Below are 20,652 nucleotides of genomic sequence, written 5' to 3' on the forward strand. Positions count from 1 at the left end.
GACCGTGTGCAGTCAGCGCGGCTGAGCGGGGTTCGTCGGCACCTCGTGCGACGGCGGATTGATCGGCGGCCCGGACGTCGCGGGCGACACCGGCGACCCGGTGGATCCCTGCGACGTCTCGGGCAGCGACTCCGGAACGCGGCCGGCGGGCTCGGCGCCCTCGCGCAGCTGAGCGAGTCGCGAGCGGAGGATCGTGGTGATCGGCGCGCGGTCCCCGTGCGCCTCCTCGTAGCTCAGCAGCGCGACGACGCCCTCCTCGTCCAGGGGGCGGATGCGCTCGGCGATCGTGCCGAGCGAAATGTCGTTCCAGTCGGGCAGCGGCAGGTCCTCGCGGGAGGGTTCGGTCGACATGGTGCTCCTTCCGTTCGCCTCCATCCCAGCGGTTCCGGCCACCGGGCCCCAGGGGCTTGACCGCTGCTCAGGAACCGAGTCGCCCCGTCAACCGGCGGTGGAACCCGGTGCTGCGCTCGTCGAGCCCTTCGATCGACACGGTCGCGCCGTGGTCGCGGTACTTCGTCTCGATCGAGTCGAGCGCCGCGACGGTCGAGGCGTCCCAGATCTGCGCGTGCCGGAGGTCGACCACCACGTGCGCGGGGTCATCGGCGTAGGCGAAGCGGTCGACCAGGTCGTTGCTGCTGCCGAAGAAGAGGGGCCCGGTGACGTCGTACCGCACCGACTCCCCGTCGTCGGCGAGGATCCGCTCGACCGCGATCACGTGGGCGACCCGGCGCGCGAACAGGACCATCGCCAGCACCACCCCCACCAGCACGCCGAGCGCGAGGTTGTCGGTCGCGACCACGACGACCACGGTGACGACCATCACCAGCGTCTCGGGCAGCGGCATCCGCCGCAGCGTCGACGGACGGAGGCTGTGCCAGTCGACCGTCGTGATCGCCACGATCATCATCACCGCGGCGAGCGCCACCATCGGGATCCGCCCCATCAGCGAGCTCAGCCCGGTCACGAGCGCCAGGAGGAACACGCCGGCGACGACGGTCGAGAGGCGGGTGCGCGCGCGTCCGGTCTTCACGTTCAGCACGGTCTGCCCGATCATCGCGCAGCCCGCGATGCCGCCGTAGAAGCCCGCGAGGATGTTCGAGACGCCCAGCGCCCACGACTCGCGGCCCTTGTGCGACGGGGTGTCCGTCATCTCGTCGACGAGCTTCGCCGTCAGCAGCGTCTCCATCAGCCCGACGAACGCCACGCTCAGCGCGGTCGGCAGGATCAGCTGCAGCGTCTCGAGCGTCAGCGGCACCAGGAACGGGGTGATCCCGGGCAGCTGCCCGGTCAGCGGACCCTCGTCGGCCACGTCCGGCACGACGAGTCCGGCGACGATCACAGCGGTGGTCACGACGACGATCGCGACGAGCGGAGCCGGCACCGCCTTCGTGAAGCGCGGCAGCACCAGGATGATCGCGAGCGTCACGGCGAAGAGCACGTACGCGACCCACGGCACCCCGATCACGTGCGGCACCTGCGCGACGAAGATCAGGATCCCGAGCGCGTTGACGAAGCCGATCATCACCGAGCGCGGGATGAACCGCATCAGCCGCGCGAGTCCGGCGAGGCCGAACACGATCTGGATCACTCCGGCCAGGATCACCGTCGGCAGCACGTACTGCACCCCGTGCTCGCTCACGAGCGGGGCGATGACGAGCGCGACGGATCCGGCGGCCGCCGTGATCACTCCGGGCCGCCCGCCGAGGATCGACATGGTGAGCGCGAGCACGATCGACGAGACGAGGCTGACCATCGGATCCACGCCAGCGACGACCGAGAACGAGATCACCTCGGGCACGAGGGCGAGAGTGGTCACCATGCCGGCGAGGACCTCGCGCGACAGCTGCCGCGGCGAGCGCAGCGCGTCGAGCACGGTGATGACCCGGTGCACGGGCTGGGGGCGGGCGGGAACGGCCATGGGGTGGCTCCGGGGCGGGTCGGCTCTGACGAGCGGCTGTCGAGGGAGGAGCGCCACATCGCGCGGGGACCGCTCCGGCCGTGCCGGAGAATGGGGGCGGGGAGCGGATCGACAGCAAACCTACCGCAACGTGAGGTTTGCGGACACCTCGAGCGAGCGGAGCAGTGCGTGACGGACGAGCGGACGGCCGAGGAGGTCGAGGCGACCCTGCGCATCGGCGAGCTCGCCGACCGCTCCTCGATGTCGCTGCGCACCCTCCGCCACTACGACGAGGTCGGGCTGCTGAAGCCGAGCGGACGCACGGTCGGCGGGTTCCGCCTCTACACCGAGCGCGACGTCGACCGACTCCTCCTCATCCGCCGGATGAAGCCGCTCGGCTTCTCGCTCGACGCGATGGCCGAGCTGCTGAGCGTCGTCGACAGCCTCGAGAGCGCGGCCACCGCGGAGGAGGCGGCCGCGATCCGCACGCGCCTGGACGCGTTCGTCGCCGAGGCCGCCGCGCGCCGCGCGAAGCTCGAGGAGCAGCTCGAGATGGCCGACGAGTTCCTGGCACTGCTGCGCGAGCGATAGCCGCACGCCGTCGCCGGGAGGGTGGATCTCGATACGCCCGCTTCGCGGGCTGCTCGATCAGCGAGCAGGGACCGCTGCTTGCAGTACTCGATCAGCAGCAGGGAGCACTGCGCGGGCCGCTCGATCGGCACGCCGCTGCTGGTCGAGTAGCCGCGCAGCGGCGTATCGAGACCCGCCACCGCCCGGAGATCGGGATCTCGATACGCCCTCCCCGAGGGCTACTCGATCAGCAAGCTCCCCCTGCTGGTCGAGTAGCCGCGCAGCGGCGTATCGGTGATTGCCTTGGTGGTGTCGCGGGGTTCTGACTCGATCGCGTATCTGACGCCTAGCCGGGCTGTCTTGGTCTCGAATTGTCGAACCCCGCGACACCGTTTGAAGCGTCCGGTCGGCGGTCATGACTTGATAGAAGCCTGACCGACCTGTGGTCTCATCACCGATTTGTCTGTCCACTGATCGGACGCGTGACCCTCGGAAGGGACGTGTCCAGCATGACAACAAACACCGTTCAAGCCCAGCCCGGCCGCGAGATCGTCGCGGGCATCGACACTCATCAGGATAGCCACCACGTCGCGGTCCTCGACACGGCCGGCCGCCTGGTCGCCGATCAGGCGTTCCCCGCGACCACCGCCGGATTCGTGGCGTTGCTGTCCTGGATCGCCGTGTTCGGGACGCTGCTGCGCATCGGCGTCGAGGGAACCAGCTCCTTTGGCGCTGCGCTGACCCGGTTCCTGCTCGCGCAGAACGTGTCCGTGATCGAGGTCCCACCCGGTGACGCGGCCGCGCGCCGCCGACGGGGGAAGACCGACGCGTTCGACGCGGAAGCCGCCGCCCGACGCGCGCTCGAGGAACGATCCCCGCGGATCCCGAAGGACACGACCTCCACCGTCGAAGCCTTGCGACTGCTCAGCGCGACCCGGAATCTGCTGGTCAAACAGCAGAAGGAGATCACCGGTCAAGTCGACCAGTTCCTGATCACCGCCCCCGACGCCCTCCGCGACCTACCCCGCGAAGGAACTCGGAAGACCCGGATGCGCCGTCTCGCCGCCCTTCCCGACGCCACGACCGGCGACGTCGTCACCGACACCCTCACCCGGCTGCTGCGTCAACACGCCATCCGCTGGATCGCTCTGGACACCGACGCCGCAGCACTCGAGAAGCAACTCCGCGTCCTCGTCGAACTCCGCGCTCCGCGCCTGCTCGAGGTCTACTGCGTCGCCGCGATCACAGCCGCGGAACTCCTCGTCGCGGTCGGCGAGAACGGCCACCGCATCCGCAACGAAGCAGCCCTCGCGAAACTCTTCGGCGCCGCCCCGCAACCCGTGTCCTCCGGGAAGACCCACCGGCACCGCCTCTCCCGAGGCGGCAACCGGCAAGCGAACTCCGCGCTCTATCAAATCGCGGTCGTCCGCCTCTCCCACGAACAACGAACCCGCGACTACCGCGACGCCCACCTCGCCGCAGGCAAAACCACCAAAGACACCCTCCGCCTCCTCAAACGAGCCCTCTGCCGCGAACTCTTCCCCCACCTCTGCCGACCTTGACAAATAGAAGCTTCGAGACCCACGTCATCAGGAGGGGGTGGATCTCGATACGCCCGCTGCGCGGGCTACTCGATCAGCAGAGACGGGCCGCCGCGCGGGCTGCTCGATCAGCAGAAGCGCCGACCCGTCAGCGGGACGCGCGCGGGGGCGCCGAGCTCTCGCGGACGATCAGCTCGGGGCGCTCCGACGAGAAGGTGGCGCCCCCGCCGTCCTCCATCGCGCGCAGCAGCAGGCCGAAGCCGCGGCGGCCGAGGCCCGCGAAGTCCTGGCGCACCGTCGTCAGCGCGGGGGTCCACATCCGCGCGAGGGGATGGTCGTCGAAGCCGACCACGCTGACGTCCTCCGGAACGCGGAGCCCCGCCTCCGTGAGCCCCTTGATGACCCCCATCGCGATCTCGTCGTTGCCGCAGAACACCGCCGTGACCTCGGGATCCTCCGCGAGCCGGTGCGCCAGAGCGCGCCCCGACTCCGGCTCCCAGGTCGCCTCGAGCGGAGTCGGCGCCACGGCGACGCCCGCCTCCTTGAGCGCCCGGCGCCATCCCGTGGTCCGGCCGTCCTCGCGGCGCGACGGCGGCACGCGCACGTGGTGCACGGTGCGGTGGCCGAGCTCGAGCAGGTGCTCGGTCAGCGCCTGGGCGGCGTGCAGCTCGTCGAGCACGGCCTGCGGGATCCCCCGCCCGCGCACCCCCGAGAGCGCGACGACCGGCACTCCGGGCGGCAGCGCCGCGACCATGGCGACGCCGGGCGGGTCGAACTTCAGCACCGCGATGCCGTCGGGGCTCTGGCTCAGCACGAGCGAGAGCGCCTTCTCGATGTCGTCCGGGTCGGCCGACTCGATGACCGTGATGGTGACGGTCCAGCCGCCGGCGCGCGCCTCCTCCTCGATGCCGCGGATCGCCTCGGCGTAGCCGTACTGCGAGGTGTTGCCGGCGACGACCGCGATCGTGCGGGAGCGGCGGGTGACGAGGGTGCGCGCGGCGGCGCTGGGGCGGTAGTTCAGCTCGGCGATCGCGGCGAGCACGCGCTCGCGCTTGTCGGGAGCCACCTTCGCGGCACCCGTGAGCACCCGCGAGACCGTGGGCACCGAGACTCCCGCGAGCGCCGCGACGTCGGCGATGACCGGGGCTTTCGCCGCCCTGTCCCGCTTCATGTCGTCTCGCTTCCGTCCTCGGCCGTCGCGCTGGTGCAGGGCGAGCCACGAGGGGGCGGAGGCGATCGGCGCCGCGTCGGTCTCGGAGGCGCTCACTTCACCGCGCCGCTCGTGATGCCCGAGATGATCTTGCGCTGGGCGAAGACGAACACCAGGAGGAGGGGCAGGCTCATCAGGATGATATAGGAGAAGATCAGGTGCCAGTTCTGGAGGTAGAGCCCCGCGCTGGCCACCTGGTAGAGGTTCAGCGGCAGGGTGTCGAGCCGCCCGCCGACCACGAACAGCGCGTAGAAGACGTCGTTCCAGATGTACAGGCAGATGAGGATCGTCGCCGTCGCGAGCACGGGCATCAGCAGCGGCAGGATGATCGTGAAGAACACCCGGAACGGTCGCGCCCCGTCGACCCGGGCCGCCTCCTCGAGCTCCGCCGGGATCGTCCGGACGAAGCCGGTGACGAAGAAGATCACCGTCGAGAGGTACATCCCCATGTACACGCCGACCATGCCGACGGCGGTGCCGGCGAGTCCGAGCTGGCGCAGGAGGAGCACCACGGTCACGACGGCCGGCGGCAGGACGATGCCGCTGATCGCGAGGGCGTAGACGAGGGCCATCCCCCGCCCTGTGCGGCGGCCCAGGATCCACGCGGCCATCGAGCCGAGCACGAGCACTCCCAGCACCGACGGCACCATGACGAGCACGCTGCCGAGGAACGCCTGCACCATCCGCCCGTCGGTGAAGACGGTGGCGAAGTTCTCGAGCAGCTGCCACTGCGACGGAGCCGCGAGGTTCGGGTTCAGCGCCTCGGCCTGGGTCTTGCCCGCGGTGCTGACGATGAGCCAGAACGGGACGCCCAGGAGCAGGACGACGGCCGCGAGCGCGGCGGTGGGTTGCGCGAGGCGGGCGAGCGTCCGCGAGGCGGACGGGCGGTTCCGGACGGGGGTGGGAGCAGGTGCGGGGTTCCGCGCCGGAGCGAGCTTCTCGACCATGGTGCTCACAGCACGTCCTCTCGACGGCGCAGGATGCGGATGACGGGGAAGGCCAGGAGGGCGACGGCGACGAAGAGGATGAGGCTCATCGTGGTCGCCTGGGCGAACAGGCCCTGGCCGAAGGTGCGGAAGATGAAGATGTTGAGCAGCTCGGTCGTGCCGCCCGGGCCGCCCTCGGTGGTCGCCTGCACGATGTCGAAGCCGTTCATCGATCCGAGCAGCGCGGTCGCCACGTTGAAGGTCAGCGCCGGCGCGATCAGCGGGAAGCGGATGTCGCGGAACGTCTGCCACCACGAGGATCCGTCGAGGCGCGCGGCCTCGAGCACGTCGCCGCTGATCGTCTTGAGGCCCGCCAGGTAGATCAGCATCGAGAGGCCCATCCACTTCCACGAGTGGATGAGGGCGACGACGACGATCGTCCACGTGGTGTCGCCGAGCCACGCGGTCGAGACGGTCTGGCCGGTCACGAACGACAGGATGCCGTTGAGCGCGCCGTCGGGCTTCAGCAGCGCCTGGAACACGTAGCCGACGGCGAGCGCCGACATGATCACCGGGATGAAGAACATCACCCGGGCGAAGCGGTTGACCCGCGTGTCCTTCTCGAAGAGCAGCGCCAGGATCAGCCCGAACAGGTTCTGGAAGACCGCGACGAGCACTGCGTAGACCAGTGTCACCCGCAGCGCCTGGGTCAGCGTGCCGCTCTGGAACAGGTCGACGAAGTTCGAGATCCCGACGAAGCCGATGGCCGACTTGAAGCTCGACCAGTCGGTGAACGCGTAGACGAAGTTGAAGAGTGTCGGCACGAAGAAGAACACGACCAGCACGACGAGGGCCGGCACGAGGAAGACCAGCGGATGATCGGACCGGCGACCGCGGGGCGACCCGTCGGACTTCAGGGCGCGGGCGAGGACGCGGGGAGGCGCGGCTGCTCGGGTGGTGGACACGCGGTCACTGCCTTTCGATGGGGAGGAGTGCCGGGGCCCGTCGTGCGGACGGGCCCCGGCGTCGAGTGGCTAGAAGCCGGTGGCTCCCTGAGCCTTCGCGAGCTGCGCGAACTGGTCCTGCGTCGCCTGCGCGACCTCCTCCGGGGTCTTGGTGCCCTGGATCATGTCGGCGAGGTAGATGTACAGGTCCGGGTTGGCGATCGCCAGGGCCTGCATCGAGCCGACGGAGGTGCCGACCGACTCGCTGACCGAGACGAGCGCGGTGGGGACGGTGTCGGGCGTGGTGACCGAGGGCTCGAGCGAGATGGTGTTCTGCGCCTCGACGAAGTCGGCGTAGCCGTCGCCGAGCCAGTAGGAGAGGAGCTGGCGCGAGGCCGCCTCCTTCTTCTCGTCACCGGTCTTGAAGGCTACGAGCGCGTTGGACTGGTCGGGGATGAAGGTGCCGACGTTGCCCGAGGGCGAGATCGGGAAGAAGCCGATCGTGTCGTTCAGCGTCTCGGTGTCGGACAGCGACTGCAGCTGGCCGAAGAAGGAGTTGACCTGCACGACCATCGCCGCGTCACCGGCGAGGAGGGCGGCGCCCTGGTCCTCGAAGGTGGCGGTCTTGATGTCCTCGTTGAAGAGGCCCTCGTCGATCAGGCCCTTGTAGGAGTCGATCGCCCCCTGGATGGTCGGGTCGGTGAACTTCTCCTCGCCGGAGTTGACGCGGTCCCAGAGGCCGTCGGCCGCGGCGTCGGCGAGCTGCACCTGCACCCACCACTGGGTGGCCCAGCGGTCGGCGCCCATCTCGAAGAACGGGGTCTCGCCCGCGGTCTTGAGCTGGCGGGCGGTCTCGAGGAACGAGGCCCAGTCGGTGGGGAGCTCGGTGATGCCGTTCTCCTCGAAGACCTTCTTGTTGTAGTACACGCCCTCGACCGCGGGGGTCGAGACCAGCGCGGCGTAGCGGGTGTCGTCGAGGGTGCCGGTGATGTCGGCGAGCGCGGGATCGAAGTCCTCGAGCCAGGGGGCGCCGTCGAGGCTCTGCAGGTTGGTGGTCGCGTTGAGGGCGGTGAGCTGCGAGGCGGTGGGCTGCCAGAACGCCAGGTCGGGCTTGTCGCCGGTGGCGACCTTGGTCTGCACGCCCTGCTCGTAGGGGTCCGGGATCGTCTCGATCTCGACGGACGCGCCGGTGAGCTCCTCGAAGCCCTCGACGACCGACTCCGGGACGGTGTTCGAGTTCTGCGCGGCCCAGATGGTGAGCTCGGTGCCCTCGAGGTCGGCGTCCTGGGCGGGCCAGGAGGCGGGAGCGGCAGCGCCGCCGTCGGTGCCGCCGCCGGCCCCCGGGTCGCTGCAGCCGGCGAGGAGCAGGGCGGAGGCGGCCGTGAGGACGGCCGCACTGAGGAGTGACTTCTTCATCGAAATACTCGAGCTTTCTGTGTGTGGAGAGGGTATGCCGGGACGGGTGGACCCGGCAGGGGGGTCAGGTGGTGCGGAGGGACAGTCGGAAGGTGCGGGCGGAGGGACCGGAGCCGGTGGGCCGGACGGTGAGGCGGGCCGTGGCCGCGTCCCAGTCGGCACCCCAGGCCGGGAGCGCCACGGGGAAGACGACCGACACGTCGACGTCCTGCCCGAGCAGCTCCGGGAAGTGCAGCACGACGTCGTCCGTGCCGCTGCGGCGCCAGAGGGAGACGAGGTGCTCGTCCTCGGTGCACAGCGCCAGGGCGACCGCGTCGTCGGTCCAGCCGGGCAGGCCGAGCGGCCAGCGGGGCGCGGAGGAGGCGATCGCGCCGCGGAGCGACTTGGCCGCGGTGACGGCCTCGTGCACCAGCGCGAGCTGCGGGTCGGACATCCGGTTGAGGTAGCCCGAGAGGTAGAACCGGCCGAGGAGGCCCGTGACCAGGCAGAACGCGATCTCCTCGTCGTCCATGTCGGCCTGCGGGTACGCCCAGCTGGCCGCCTGCTCCGGGAGGAGCATCATCGGCGCCGCGGCCGCGATCGGCGGGTAGAGGCGGAAGTCCTGCTGGTCGGAGGTCGACTGCATCTGCAGCCGCGACATCACGGCCCAGTCCTGCCGCATCGCTCCCGAGGAGCAGCTCTCGATCACCAGGGTCGGGTGCCGGTCGAGCAGGGCGTCGAGCCAGGCCAGGTAGGCGCGGTTGTGGCCGAGCAGTCCGTCGCCGACGGAGTCGGAGGCCGCGTCGGTGCCCGGGCCCGCGTCGATGTTGTAGTCGAACTTGAAGAAGCCGATGCCGAAGTCGGCGACCAGGCGGTCCACCGTCTCGTCGAGGTGGGCGACGGCGGCCGGGTGGCGGAGGTCGAGGTGGAAGCGCTCGTGCTCCTCGATGCGGATGCCGCAGCGCTGCAGGAACGCGTCGTCGGGGAGGCGGTCGGCCATCGGGCTGTCGACGCCGATCACCTCCGGCTCGAGCCAGAGGCCCGGGACCAGGCCGTGCCCGTGGATCCGATCGACGACCTCGCCGAGACCGCCGGGGAAGCGCTTCGCGGACGGCTGCCAGGCCCCGACGCTGCTCCACCAGCCGCCGGGCACGCCGCTCTCGTCGTACCAGCCGGCGTCGATGCAGAAGATCTCGGCACCCGCGGCGGCCGCGGCGTCGATCAGCGGCAGCAGCTTCTCGGTGGTCGGGTCGCCGTTGAGGGTGTTCATGTAGTCGTTGAAGACGACGGGCAGGGCGGTGTCGTCGGGGTGCGACCGGCGGGTCGCGCGGCGGTGGTGCGTCAGCGCGGAGACCGCGGCGTCGGCCGTGGCTCCGAGCGCCACGGTCACCGGGACCGAGGTGAAGACGTCCCCCGCTTCGAGGGCGCGGATCCAGCCGTGATCGAGGTCGGTCGGACCCGAGAGGGCGAGCGTTCCGCCGTCGATGTCCTCGCCCACCTCCCAGCGCCACGCTCCGTTGTGCTCGATCTGCCAGAGCAGGGCGGCGTCGGGGGCGAGGAGGCCGCCGACCGGGAGGTGCGAGCCGGTGGACCAGCTGCCGGTGGACACGGCGCCGACCGCGCCGCGCGGGTCGTGGCCGGTGATGTCCTCGCGGAGCGTCACGAAGCCGGAGTCGCGGACGGGCGCGGTGCGCCAGCGCCCCTCCCCCAGCCAGTCGTTCTCGCCGCGCAGCAGCGACCAGCGGGTGAACGCGTCCTTGCCGTCGGCGCCGGCCGGGGCCCCGAGGTCGGCGCTCCAGGACGCGACCGAGCGCAGGACCTGGCGCGACAGCGCTCCGACCGCGACCTCGGACGTGACGGCCGCGACTCCGACGACCTGCCGCAGGACCGCCCGGGCGACGACGCCGAACGACGGAGCCTCGGCCTCGATCTCGAGGACGGCGACTCCGTCGACGAGGCTCTCGCGGTGCGAGACGTAGCGCATCGCCGCACCGATGCGGGTGTGGGTGAGGCGGGAGCTCGCGGGGTCGTGGCCGGCGGCGGCGGTGGTGATCTCGAAGAACGGGGCGACGTGCGTCGCCTCGAGCCGGACGCCGGGAGCGGCGACGGCGGACAGCGCGAGCGGAGCACCGGGCGGGCAGTCGAAGGTCAGTCGGAGCCCGTCGCGGGGCCCCCAGGTCAGCTGCTCGGGCACAGGGGCTCCTCGTCGTCGCGGAGTGGGAAGGGCGTGGTCCCGGATTCGGGACTGGACAGATACTGATACCGATTTCACGAAAGTGCAAGCCCGTGATGAAAGCGTTATCTGCACGCTCGGCCGGCGGGGCGATGGAGTCTGGTAGCGATTTCAGAGATGTCTGGAGATCAGCGCGTGATATCGATATCGTGCTGGCACCGACCCGTCTCGACCTCGCCTCGACAGCGAGTCCAGATCCCTTCTCAGCGTTGAGGAACCGATGCACACTCCCCACCCCTTCTCGAGGCGGATCACCGCCTCGATCGCCGCCCTGGTCGCATTGCCCGTGCTGGCCGCCTCGACACTCGTCGGCGGTGGTCCCGCGGCAGCGGTCGACACTCCTCCCACCCCCGCCGTCCTCTACACGTTCGACCAGAACCCCTCGGCGGCCACCATCGCCAACCAGGGATCCCTCGGCTCCGCCTTCGACGCCCGCGTCCGCAACGCGACGTCGCTGCCGCGCGGAACCGGTCCGGTCGCCGGGTCCGGCGCCTCCGGCCTCTTCCCCGGAGGGGCGCAGGGCTCGTCGACGACCGCCGCGCCCTACCTCGACATCCCCGCGGGACTCTTCGCGGACACGTCGGCGATGACCGTCTCGACCTGGATCAAGTGGGACGGCGCCAACGCCGGCCAGCTCCCGTGGTCTTACATCATCGGCAGCGACGCGCTCCCCCGCGACAACTGGGGGCTCTACCACGTGCCGAACGAGGGCGGGCAGTCGAAAGCCGCGGCCAACACCGGCACCGAGGTCAAGGCGGTGTCCTCCACTCCGCTGCCCACGAACACCTGGGCGCAGATCACCACGGTCGCCACGACCGACTCCGTCTCGTACTACATCAACGGCTCGCTCGTGCGGACGGAGGCGGTCTCGCTCGACTTCGCGAAGCTCGCCTCGCCGTCCAGCACCCGCTCGGGCCTCATCGGCCGCGTGCCGTGGGCGGGGCCCTACGCCGCGTTCTTCGGCGGCCAGTTCGACGACTTCGCGGTCTACCGCACCGCCCTCACGGCCGAGCAGGTCTCGAACGCCTACCTCGAGGACGCGGGCGCGATCGTGTCGGTCGAGCGTCAGAGCTTCAGCGTCTCCACCGCCGCGAAGGTCGCGCCGGCCCTCCCCGCGAGCGTGAACGTCACGCGCGAGTCCGGGCCCGCCACCGCGGCGATCACCTGGGACGCCGTCCCCGCCTCGGCCTACGCCACCGCCGGTGCGACGTTCACCGTGAACGGCACCGTCGCCGGATGGTCGACCCCGTTCACCACGGCCGTCACGGTCACGGCGCGGCCGACCGAGCCGATCGCCGTCGACTTCGGTCAGGACACGGGCGAGTTCCGCGGAGGAGCCTCCGGCACCCTCTACGGCCTCGGCGACGAGGGCTCGCCCACGCAGGCGCTCGTCAACGGCGCGGCGATGACCAACGTGTCGCAGAAGCCCCCGTTCGGCACGCAGCACCCGGGCGGCGACGCCTTCACCGTCGAGAAGACCTTCTTCGACAAGTACGGCGAGGACCTCTACCTCTACACCCAGGATTACTACCCCGACTGGCCCTACAACGGCGGGAAGCGCCCCGGTGACGACCGCAGCTACGTCCGCGACGCGAGCGGACGCCTGACCGACGACTTCACTTCTGCTCCGAACGGTGTCTGGGACTACCTCGAGGTGCTCGAGATCGTCGTCGACGAGGTCGCCCGCGAGGCCGAGAACCCCGAGAAGTACGTCTTCATCCCGTTCAACGAGGTCGATCTGCAGTGGCTGAACTCGGACGACCTCTACAACCGCTACATGCACGTCGGCAACCAGCCCAACAGCTTCACCCCCGGTGGGGCGACCGACTGGAAGGCGGCGTGGGACGTCATCACCGCCACCTACGCGAAGCACGGTCTCGCACGTCCGCAGATCGCGGGCCCCGGAGACGCCGCCTGGCGCGGTGAGGGCAACATCAAGACGTTCCTGAACATGGCCCGCGCGACGAACACGGTGCCCGACATCTACGTCTGGCACGAGCTCCGCGGCTACCAGTGGCTCCCCGACCGCGCGTCGGACTTCCGCCGCTACGCCGCCGAGGTGGGCATCGCCGCCGCCGACATCCCCTCGATCAACATCACCGAGTGGGGCGCCAGCACCGACATGAGCTCGCCCGCCAACCTCCTGCGCTGGTTCGCCGGCTTCGAGGCGGCCAAGATCGACGCCCAGACGGCCTACTGGACCGCCTCCGGCACGCTCTCGGACAACCAGGCCAAGGTCAACGCCGCGAACGGCGGCTGGTGGCTCTTCAAGTGGTACGGCGACCTGACCGGATCGCGCACGGCCGCGGTCACCACGAACCGCGAGAAGGCGATCGCCGCGATCGACCGGGACGCCGACCGCGCCCAGGTCATCGTCGCGGGCATCCCCGACGGCCGTGACGGCGCGCTGACGCTGAACGGCCTCGACAGCGCGACCTTCGGCCCCTCCGTCGACGTCGAGGTCCGCGAGGCCGTCGTCAGCGGCACCGACGGCATCGCGGGGACTCCCCGGGTCGTCCTCGCCGACGACGCCGTGTCCGTCGTGAACGGCCGCGTCGAGCTCCGGATCCCCTCCGCGAACTCGTCGAGCGCCTACCAGGTCGTCGTCACTCCCGCCGCGACCCGCGACGTGGAGGCGGCCGCCGCCGCCCAGGGCGAGCGCCACGTGATCGAGGCCGAGGCCACGCGCCTCACCGCCGCGGCCACCCGCACGCCCGACGGCTACCGCGCCTCCGGCGACCGCGACGTCTCCGGCTTCGCCGCTGTGGGCTCGCGCGCCGACTGGACCGTGTCGGTGGCGCAGGCCGGCCTCTACCGCCTGCAGATCCTCGGGGCCACGCCCGGCCGGGCCGCGCAGCACGCGGTCTTCGTCGACGGCGCGTTCTCGACGCTCGCCCAGTACGGAGCGAACGCGATCAAGCCGAGCAACGTCCGCACCGTCGCCCGCGGCAGTGCCGAGGTGTACGTCGCCCTCAGCGCCGGCACCCACACCGTCGGAGTGCGCACCAGCAAGGACGGGACGACCCTCCTGCCCGGCGCCGGTGCCGACGGCGGAGTGACGCTCGACCGCTTCGAGCTCGTCCGGGTCGGCGACACGGCGAACACCGAGTCCGTCGAGTACCCGGCGACCGGGTTCCGCCTGATCGACGGTGCGACGCTCTCGGGCGGACGCCTCTCGCTCGAGACCGGCGAGCGCGCCGACCTCTACCCGTCGACGTTCGAGTCCGGCTACTACGACCTCGCCGTGGCGTGGGAGGGTGCCGCCGGCACGACGCTGACGGTCGATGTCAACGGCCGCCGCGCGGGGACCTTCGCGCCGGGCACGACGACGGTCCGCGTCCACCTGCCCGAGGGCATCAGCGAGGTCGAGCTGGCGAGCACCGGCAGCGTCCGCGTCGGGTCGGTCACGACCACCCGTGCGGTCGCGGGTGACGCCTCCATCGTCCGCGTGCAGGCCGAGGACCTCGCCACCGTCGACCTCGGCGGCACGGCCGCGGTCGCCGGCTTCGGCGGAGCCCTCACCAACGGATCCGGGACCGGCTACGTGACGGGGCTCGGCATCACCGACGCGAACCCGGCGAACGAGGGCACGCTCACCGTGCCCCGCCTGCCGGGCTTCGACAAGGCCGGCGCCTACGACGCCGTCGTGCACTACTCGAACGACGACATCGAGGGGACGCACGACTACAACCCGCAGGTCGTCGACCTCGGGCTGCAGGCCGAGGAGGCCGGCACCACGGGCCTCGTGGGCCGCACCACCTTCCGCTACACCTACTCCTCCAGCAACTTCTGGGAGGCGGTCCTGCCGCTGGACCTCGCGACCGACTCCGGTCCGGTGACCTTCGGCAACACCCGCTCGACGCTGTTCATCGACGAGGGCCCGACGACCAGCACGAGCGACGACCGGGTCCTGCCCGGCTACGCGGTCGCGCCGGACGTCGACTGGATCGACTTCGCTCCGTTCGTCCTGCCGGCGCAGGAGACGAAGCTGAACGTCGCCAGCACGGCCGCCGTGCGCTGCATCTCGGGCAAGGCGGTCGTGACGGTCACCTCGGTCAACCGCGACGCGGTGCCGGTCGACGTGACGATGACCCGGGGGACGACCGTGAAGTCGTTCGCGTCGGTCGTGCCCGGCAAGGCGGCGACCCACGCCTTCAGCACCCGCCTGGCGGTGCTGCCGGCCGGCGACGTGTCGGTGGCGGTGAGCCGGTCCGGCGGCGGAGCGGGAGCGCACACGCAGACGGTGGCGCACCCCGCGCTGACCTGCCGGTGAGTCGCGGGCGGTGAGCGGCGGACCTGGTCCGACGTGATCCGGCCCTGACGACGAGGACCTCCCGGGTCGAGCTGCTGCTCGGCCCGGGAGGTCCTCGTCGTCAGGGCGGGTATCGACCGTCGCGAACAAGGCCGAGGAGGGCGATCGGGCCTGTTCCCAGAGGATCGCGCCGCTCAGCCTTCGTTCTGCAGGCCGACCGCGCGCGACCGGGGTCAGTCGCGGTCGCGGGCCCGCTCGCCGCGCTCGCTCCGGCGCTTCGTCGCCAGGTGCAGCAGGGCGCCGATGCCCAGCAGGGCGGCGCCGTAGGCCCAGACGATCGGGTCCTGCTGCGTGAGCAGGAGGACGCAGGACGCGACTCCGAGGACCGGGATCGCCGTCCAGACGCGGAAGTGGTCGTGCTCGACGCGGTCGCGGCGCAGCACCAGGACCGCGACGTTGGTGCTGATGAAGACGAGCAGGAGGAGGAGCACGACGGTCTCGGCGAGCGTCGCCAGATCCCCGACGAGCGTCAGGAGGCACGCCGCCACGGTGGTGACGACGATCGCGACCCAGGGCGTACGGCGCTTCGGCAGGACCTTGCTCAGCACGGCGGGCAGCAGCCGCTCCTCGGCCATGCCGTAGGTGACGCGGCTGGCCATGATCATGGTCAGCAGGGCGCCGTTGGCGACCGCGATCAACGCGATGAGGCTGAAGAGCCAGGCCGGGACGCCGACTCCGGAGGCGGTGACGACGTCGAGCAGCGGCGCGGAGGATCCGCTCAGCTCGTCGGCGGGCAGCGCGATCGAGCTGGCGAGGCCGACGAGGACGTAGACGCCACCGGCGGCGAGCAGCGATCCGAAGAGGGCGCGCGGGTAGACGCGACTGGGGTCGCGCACCTCCTCGGCGACGTTCGCCGAGGTCTCGAAGCCGACGAAGGAGTAGTAGGCGATGATCGCGCCGCCGAGCACCGCGAGGGCGGGCCCCTGCTCGCCGCCGATCTCGACCGTGCGCGAGAGGTCGCCGCCGCCGCCTGCGACGAGCAGCGCGACGCAGGCGATCACGATGAGCAAGCCGCTGACCTCGATCACGGTCATCACCGTGTTGCTGAGGAGCGACTCCGCCACGCCTCGCGCGTTCAGGCACGCGACCAGGATCAGGAACACGATCGCGGCGGGCACGGTGGGCACGTCGAGGAAGGTGCCGAGGTAGTCGCCGGCGAACGCGAGCGACAGACCCGCCGCGCTCGTCACTCCGGCCGCGAGCATCGCGAACCCGACGAGGAACGAGACGATCGGACGGCGGAACGCGCGCTGGGCGAAGACCGCGGCGCCGCCCGCCTTCGGGTACTTGGTGACGAGCTCGGCGTAGGAGCCGGCCGTCAGGAGTGAGAGGCCCAGCGCGAGCAGCAGCGGCATCCAGACGGCGCCGCCGACCTCGTTCGCGAGGGTGCCCATGAGGGCGTAGATGCCGGCGCCGAGCACGTCGCCGAGGATGAAGAAGAAGAGGAGCGGGCCGGTGATGCGGCGCTTCAGCTTCTGTCCTTCGGTGGTCGTCGTGGTGGGCTCACTCGTGGTCGCCATGTCGTCCTCCCGTCACGTGCGCTCCGGGATCGGGCGGCACGACGGGCCAGGCTAGGCCGGGCACGGCGGGGGCGGACAGAGACTTGACCCCGCGGGACGCGGCACGATAGGGGACGGATGTCGGGTTCGGCGCGCTCTCGCGTCAGTCGTGCACGATGTGGCCGCCGCCGCGCTGGCGGGCCATCGCGGCGCCCTCGCGCTCGGCCTCGTCGCGGTCGGAGTGGTGGGTCAGCGGGACGCGGGCGTCGGCGATGCGGTTGTGCCAGCCGTCGTCGTCGGCGTAGGTCTCGATGGGGGCGATGCGGGTGGTGCTGGACTGCACGGGGCTCCTGTCGTGTCGGGTCCTCCAGGCAATCGTGCGGGCCGGAGGGGCGGGAGGGGCTTGACCGGTGGGGCGGGTGCGGCGACCCTTGCGGCCCGCGAGTCCGCGAAGTTGTCGTACTCGGCGCTCGAGTACGACAACTTCTGGAGAGTCGAGCGCGGCTTGGTCGGCGGAGAGAGCGGGTCCCGCGAGTCCGCGAAAGTTGTCGTAGTCGGCGCTCGAGTACGACAACTCTTGCGGAGTCGAGGTCGCAGGCGGCGGGGTCGGCTCGCAGGAACGCGTTCGGCTCGCAGGATCGGAGGAGTCCTGCGAGCCGAACGCGATGTGACGAGCCGGAGGTGCGGAAGCCGGCCCCGAGCGGGCTAGGAGATCTTCGCGCGCAGAGCCGCGGCGGCCTCGCCGACGTCCGGCGCACCGTAGATGGCGCCGCCCGCGACGGCGACCACGGCGCCCGCGGACTGCACCGACTCGATCGTGGCGGTGCTCACTCCGCCCGCCACCGAGAACGGCACGCCCGAAGATTCGCCGTCGCGCAGCAGCGTGTCGAAGGTGAAGCCGTCCTCGGCCTGCTCGTCCAGGCCCGCATGCATCTCGACGAACTCGGCGCCGAGCGCGACGACCTCGCGGGCGCGGGCGGCCTTGTCCGGCACGCCGATGAGGTCGACGACGACGCCCTTGCCGTGCTTCTTCCCGGCGGCGATCGCGCCCGCGATCGTGCTGTCGCCGGCGACTCCGAGGACCGTCACGAGGTCGGCTCCGGCCGTGAAGGCCATGTCGGCCTCGAGCTCGCCGGCGTCCATGGTCTTGAGGTCGGCGAAGACGATCTTGTCGGGGTGGGCGTCCTTGATCGCGGTGATGGCCGAGAGGCCCGCGCTCTTGATGAGCGGGGTGCCGAGCTCGAGGATGTCGACGTGCGGAGCCGCGGCGGCGGCGAGCTCGAGGGCGGCCTCGGTGCTGAGGGTGTCCATGGCGAACTGGAGCTTCACGGGGTTCTTCTTTCTCTAGGGAGTGCGGGGAGTGCGGGGGTCATTCGAGGTTCGCGTGGCGCGGCCAGAGCTCGTCGGCGCTCTCGCCGCGGCGCTTCCACAGCGCGTGGAACAGGGCGTCGCCGGTGAGCACGACGACCTGCTCGAAGAGCCCGCCCGAGTACTGCGCGGAGGCGGTCCCGGAGCGGTCGAGCTTCTCGGCCGCCGGCACGATCACGACCGCGGAGGCGAGCTCGGCCAGCGGCGATCCGGAGGCCGTCGTGATCGCGGCGACTCGAGCACCGGCGTCCACGGCCGACTGCGCCGCGCGGACGATGCCGCCCGTGGTGCCGGAGCCGCTCGCCGTGAGCAGCACGTCGCCCTCGCGGATCGCAGGAGTGGTGACGTCGCCGACCACGTGCACGACGAGACCGAGGTGCATGAGGCGCATGGCGGTCATCCGCAGGGCGAGGCCGGAGCGGCCGGCGCCGTGCACGAAGACGCGGTCGGCGTCGGCGAGCAGCGCGGCGACGGGCTCGAGCCGGTCGTCCTCGGTGAGGGACGTGGCCGCCGCGGTCACTTCGGCCACGATCACGGCCAGCGCCGTCGCGGGGTCTGCGGTGGGGTCCTCGATGTCGGGCATGAGTCCAGCCTGCTCTCGCCGGTCGCCGGAGTCGGCCCCCTGATGGAGCAGGCACGCCTACCCGATCAGGTAGGCGGGCCTCGGAGGAGGTAGGACGGGTAGGTTCGACGGATGGACTCCTCCCCCGCCTCCCGCGCGCTGCTGCTCGAGCACGCCCGCACCGTCGCCGAGCAGGCCGACCGGCACGCGGTCGCACTGGAGTCGGTGCTCGCCGCCCTGCGCGCCGAGCGCCTGGACGATCGGGCGGCCCGCGCCGTCGCCATCGACATCGCCGCGAACGCCCTCGTCGAGCTGCGCACCGCGACGGACGAGCAGCGCAGCGCCATGCTCGAGCCCGTCGTGGGCGCCTTCGCGCGCCTCCGGAGCGACCTGCGCCCGCTCGTGCGCTTCGGCGACCTGGACGTGCAGTTCGTCGAGCCGCCGACCACCGGTCGCGCCCTGCCCGGCGAGGTCGCCCACGCGGCCCGCGCCATCGTCAGGAGCGCGGTGCTGGCCTTCGTCGAGTCGGAGCAGACGCGGCGCGTGCGGATCCAGTGGGACTGCGACGGGCTGAATCTCCTGATCGAGATCCGCGACGACGGCCGCGGCGAGCTGACCGCCCGCGACGAGGCCCTGCGCCCGATCGCCGAGCGCGTCCGCGGCCTCGACGGCGACCTCGCGATCACGTCGACCGCCGGCTGGGGCTCGACCCTGTCGATCCGCCTGCCTCTGGACCCGCCCGCTCAGCCCGACGGCCTCGACCTCGCCGAGCTGAGCGCCCGCGAGCGCGAGGTGCTGCACCTGATCACGCTCGGCGCCTCGAACCAGCGCATCGCCGACGACCTCGGCATCAGCGGCAACACGGCGAAGTTCCACGTCTCGAACCTGCTGCGGAAGGCGGGGGCGCGGAACCGGGCGGAGCTGGCGGCGCTGGCGCGGTGACTCCGGGCGACTCCGGGCGACTCCGCTCGACTCCGCTCTTCCGCCGGTGGCAGCGTGAACATAGGCTGGGGCCGGTCCTCGTGCGACCTCGCTCCGACGAAGCCGTCGGGCACAGGCGGGTCACAGGAACGACCCAGGGCCCTCATCGACTCCGACCGTAGTCTCGCCCGCACGACGCCTTCGAACCCGGAGTGCGACGGACACCACGACGCCAAGGACGACGCCGATGAACCGCACGAAGATGATCACCGCCCTCGCGGCCGGACTCCTGCTCACCACGGGTGTGGCCGCCCAGCCCGCCGCCGCGTCGGAGTCGTCGAACACCTCCGAGGACCGCGGCGTCGACAACCCCGACACCCTGCTCATCAACGGGCGCGCGTACACGCTCGACTGAACTCGAGTCGGCTGCAGAACGTCAGCTGAGCGAGGGGCGTCTCGCCTGTCAGGCGTTAGGCCACCTCCGCGACTGAGGTTGCGTCGGCGCATCCGGCGTCGGACACCTTCACAGCTCCGGCCCCGCCCCCTCGGGCTGCTCGATCAGCGAGGCGGGGGGGGCGCCCGCCGATCACCCCACCCGGCGCCCGTCGACCAGCCGCACCACCACACTCCCCACCCCGAGATCCGACGCGTCGTGCGTCGCCTCCACCACCGTCGCCCCGCGCGCCAGCTCGAGCGACACCGCCCGGCGGATGAGGCGCTGGGCCTGCGCATCCACCCCCGACGTCGGCTCGTCGAGCAGCAGCAGATCCGCGCGTCGCGCGAGCCCCTGCGCGACCAGCGCACGCTGGCGCTGACCGCCCGAGAGGCGTGACAGCGGCCGTCGAGCGAGATCGCCGATGTCGAGCGCCTCGAGGCACTCGTCCACGATCGCGCGGTCGGCCCGCCCCAGCGGCAGCCCGAGCGGCCGGCCCGCCCAGCGCCCCATCGACACCACGTCGCGCACCGTCACGGGCAGTCGGTCCGGCACGGCGCTGCGCTGCACGACGACGCCGATCGACACTCCGGGCGCCCGGTCGACAGTGCCCGCGACGAGCGGATGCACGCCCGCGAGCACCGAGAGCAGCGTCGACTTCCCCGATCCGTTCGGCCCGACCAGCAGGGTGTGCGAGCCCCGGTCGAGCGTCACGTCGACGCCCCGCAGCGCGGGGACTCCGTCGTGCGCGGCGTCGACCGAGCGCAGGCGGACGACGGGGGCGAGGAGCGCGGCGGAGGAGGTCACGGCTTGATCATAACGATAATCGTTTTCATGTAGG

17 protein-coding genes are annotated in these 20,652 nt (G+C 71.4%); 5 read left to right on the top strand and 12 right to left on the bottom strand.

The genetic code is table 11. The features are described 5' to 3' along the window. Nucleotides 1-12 precede the first annotated feature (12 nt). Together LRG51_RS09835 and LRG51_RS09840 are read right to left on the bottom strand one after the other, a co-directional pair. Nucleotides 13-351, bottom strand: coding sequence for a hypothetical protein (locus LRG51_RS09835; RefSeq protein ID WP_230672513.1), 339 nt, complete (start codon nucleotides 349-351; stop codon nucleotides 13-15). Between the two features lie 67 nt (nucleotides 352-418). After that, nucleotides 419-1,918, bottom strand: a complete 1,500-nt coding sequence (locus LRG51_RS09840) for a SulP family inorganic anion transporter (RefSeq protein WP_230672515.1) — start codon at nucleotides 1,916-1,918, stop codon at nucleotides 419-421. A 168-nt stretch (nucleotides 1,919-2,086) separates the two neighbouring features. Between LRG51_RS09840 and LRG51_RS09845 the strand changes: the two genes are divergently transcribed. After that, the gene (locus LRG51_RS09845) at nucleotides 2,087-2,488 is read left to right on the top strand and encodes a MerR family transcriptional regulator (protein ID WP_230672517.1); all 402 of its coding nucleotides are present in this window, start codon (nucleotides 2,087-2,089) and stop codon (nucleotides 2,486-2,488) included. Nucleotides 2,489-2,976: 488 nt separating this feature from the next. After that, nucleotides 2,977-4,029, top strand: a complete 1,053-nt coding sequence (locus LRG51_RS09850; RefSeq protein WP_230672519.1) for an IS110 family transposase — start codon at nucleotides 2,977-2,979, stop codon at nucleotides 4,027-4,029. A 127-nt stretch (nucleotides 4,030-4,156) separates the two neighbouring features. Here the strand turns inward: LRG51_RS09850 and LRG51_RS09855 are convergent, their stop codons facing one another. The 5 genes from LRG51_RS09855 to LRG51_RS09875 form a co-directional block, all read right to left on the bottom strand. Beyond that, complete coding sequence (locus LRG51_RS09855; RefSeq protein ID WP_107575759.1) at nucleotides 4,157-5,179, bottom strand: LacI family DNA-binding transcriptional regulator; 1,023 nt, start codon at nucleotides 5,177-5,179, stop codon at nucleotides 4,157-4,159. Nucleotides 5,180-5,271: 92 nt separating this feature from the next. Next, on the bottom strand, nucleotides 5,272-6,165 hold the full coding sequence (locus LRG51_RS09860) for a carbohydrate ABC transporter permease (RefSeq protein ID WP_082481069.1): 894 nt from the start codon (nucleotides 6,163-6,165) through the stop codon (nucleotides 5,272-5,274). 5 nt (nucleotides 6,166-6,170) lie between these two features. Continuing rightward, a complete protein-coding gene (locus LRG51_RS09865; protein ID WP_230672521.1) occupies nucleotides 6,171-7,109 on the bottom strand; it encodes a carbohydrate ABC transporter permease in 939 nt (312 codons plus the stop codon). A 69-nt stretch (nucleotides 7,110-7,178) separates the two neighbouring features. Beyond that, on the bottom strand, nucleotides 7,179-8,504 hold the full coding sequence (locus tag LRG51_RS09870; protein WP_055785530.1) for an ABC transporter substrate-binding protein: 1,326 nt from the start codon (nucleotides 8,502-8,504) through the stop codon (nucleotides 7,179-7,181). A 64-nt stretch (nucleotides 8,505-8,568) separates the two neighbouring features. Beyond that, nucleotides 8,569-10,677 carry a glycoside hydrolase family 36 protein gene (locus LRG51_RS09875; RefSeq protein WP_230672523.1) on the bottom strand — a complete coding sequence of 703 codons (2,109 nt, stop codon included), beginning with the start codon at nucleotides 10,675-10,677 and terminating at the stop codon, nucleotides 8,569-8,571. A 259-nt stretch (nucleotides 10,678-10,936) separates the two neighbouring features. Here LRG51_RS09875 and LRG51_RS09880 point away from each other — a divergent pair, with 259 nt between their 5' ends. Then, on the top strand, nucleotides 10,937-14,989 hold the full coding sequence (locus LRG51_RS09880; protein WP_230672524.1) for a LamG-like jellyroll fold domain-containing protein: 4,053 nt from the start codon (nucleotides 10,937-10,939) through the stop codon (nucleotides 14,987-14,989). Between the two features lie 212 nt (nucleotides 14,990-15,201). On the opposite strand, the gene LRG51_RS09885 is transcribed toward LRG51_RS09880, so the two are convergent. The 4 genes from LRG51_RS09885 to hxlB all read right to left on the bottom strand — a co-directional run bounded on the left by LRG51_RS09885 (nucleotide 15,202) and on the right by hxlB (nucleotide 18,478). Further along, a complete protein-coding gene (locus LRG51_RS09885) occupies nucleotides 15,202-16,548 on the bottom strand; it encodes an APC family permease (RefSeq protein WP_230672526.1) in 1,347 nt (448 codons plus the stop codon). A 142-nt stretch (nucleotides 16,549-16,690) separates the two neighbouring features. Next, nucleotides 16,691-16,870, bottom strand: coding sequence for a DUF2188 domain-containing protein (locus LRG51_RS09890; RefSeq protein WP_056866099.1), 180 nt, complete (start codon nucleotides 16,868-16,870; stop codon nucleotides 16,691-16,693). Nucleotides 16,871-17,232: 362 nt separating this feature from the next. Continuing rightward, the gene (hxlA, locus tag LRG51_RS09895; protein WP_056866098.1) at nucleotides 17,233-17,856 is read right to left on the bottom strand and encodes a 3-hexulose-6-phosphate synthase; all 624 of its coding nucleotides are present in this window, start codon (nucleotides 17,854-17,856) and stop codon (nucleotides 17,233-17,235) included. 40 nt (nucleotides 17,857-17,896) lie between these two features. Beyond that, a complete protein-coding gene (hxlB, locus tag LRG51_RS09900; protein WP_055785511.1) occupies nucleotides 17,897-18,478 on the bottom strand; it encodes a 6-phospho-3-hexuloisomerase in 582 nt (193 codons plus the stop codon). 111 nt (nucleotides 18,479-18,589) lie between these two features. Here hxlB and LRG51_RS09905 point away from each other — a divergent pair, with 111 nt between their 5' ends. Further along, nucleotides 18,590-19,399, top strand: a complete 810-nt coding sequence (locus LRG51_RS09905) for a LuxR C-terminal-related transcriptional regulator (protein ID WP_056866096.1) — start codon at nucleotides 18,590-18,592, stop codon at nucleotides 19,397-19,399. A gap of 226 nt (nucleotides 19,400-19,625) precedes the next feature. Further along, nucleotides 19,626-19,793, top strand: a complete 168-nt coding sequence (locus LRG51_RS09910; protein WP_157602134.1) for a hypothetical protein — start codon at nucleotides 19,626-19,628, stop codon at nucleotides 19,791-19,793. 171 nt (nucleotides 19,794-19,964) lie between these two features. Here the strand turns inward: LRG51_RS09910 and aztA are convergent, their stop codons facing one another. Beyond that, nucleotides 19,965-20,618 carry a zinc ABC transporter ATP-binding protein AztA gene (gene aztA, locus LRG51_RS09915; RefSeq protein WP_230672528.1) on the bottom strand — a complete coding sequence of 218 codons (654 nt, stop codon included), beginning with the start codon at nucleotides 20,616-20,618 and terminating at the stop codon, nucleotides 19,965-19,967. Between the last annotated feature and the right edge of the window lie 34 nt (nucleotides 20,619-20,652).

This window comes from Rathayibacter sp. Leaf248, from assembly GCF_920939495.1.
Lineage (GTDB): Bacteria > Actinomycetota > Actinomycetes > Actinomycetales > Microbacteriaceae > Rathayibacter > Rathayibacter caricis.

Excerpts from the sequence above, each read along its gene's own strand:
- LRG51_RS09880 (WP_230672524.1), top strand. The coding sequence starts at position 10,937 with ATGCACACTCCCCACCCCTTCTCGAGGCGGATCACCGCCTCGATCGCC.
- hxlB (WP_055785511.1), bottom strand. The coding sequence starts at position 18,478 with ATGCCCGACATCGAGGACCCCACCGCAGACCCCGCGACGGCGCTGGCC.
- LRG51_RS09835 (WP_230672513.1), bottom strand. The coding sequence starts at position 351 with ATGTCGACCGAACCCTCCCGCGAGGACCTGCCGCTGCCCGACTGGAAC.
- LRG51_RS09850 (WP_230672519.1), top strand. The coding sequence starts at position 2,977 with ATGACAACAAACACCGTTCAAGCCCAGCCCGGCCGCGAGATCGTCGCG.
- LRG51_RS09855 (WP_107575759.1), bottom strand. The coding sequence starts at position 5,179 with ATGAAGCGGGACAGGGCGGCGAAAGCCCCGGTCATCGCCGACGTCGCG.
- LRG51_RS09905 (WP_056866096.1), top strand. The coding sequence starts at position 18,590 with ATGGACTCCTCCCCCGCCTCCCGCGCGCTGCTGCTCGAGCACGCCCGC.
- LRG51_RS09860 (WP_082481069.1), bottom strand. The coding sequence starts at position 6,165 with ATGGTCGAGAAGCTCGCTCCGGCGCGGAACCCCGCACCTGCTCCCACC.
- LRG51_RS09840 (WP_230672515.1), bottom strand. The coding sequence starts at position 1,918 with ATGGCCGTTCCCGCCCGCCCCCAGCCCGTGCACCGGGTCATCACCGTG.
- LRG51_RS09910 (WP_157602134.1), top strand. The coding sequence starts at position 19,626 with ATGAACCGCACGAAGATGATCACCGCCCTCGCGGCCGGACTCCTGCTC.
- LRG51_RS09885 (WP_230672526.1), bottom strand. The coding sequence starts at position 16,548 with ATGGCGACCACGAGTGAGCCCACCACGACGACCACCGAAGGACAGAAG.
- LRG51_RS09870 (WP_055785530.1), bottom strand. The coding sequence starts at position 8,504 with ATGAAGAAGTCACTCCTCAGTGCGGCCGTCCTCACGGCCGCCTCCGCC.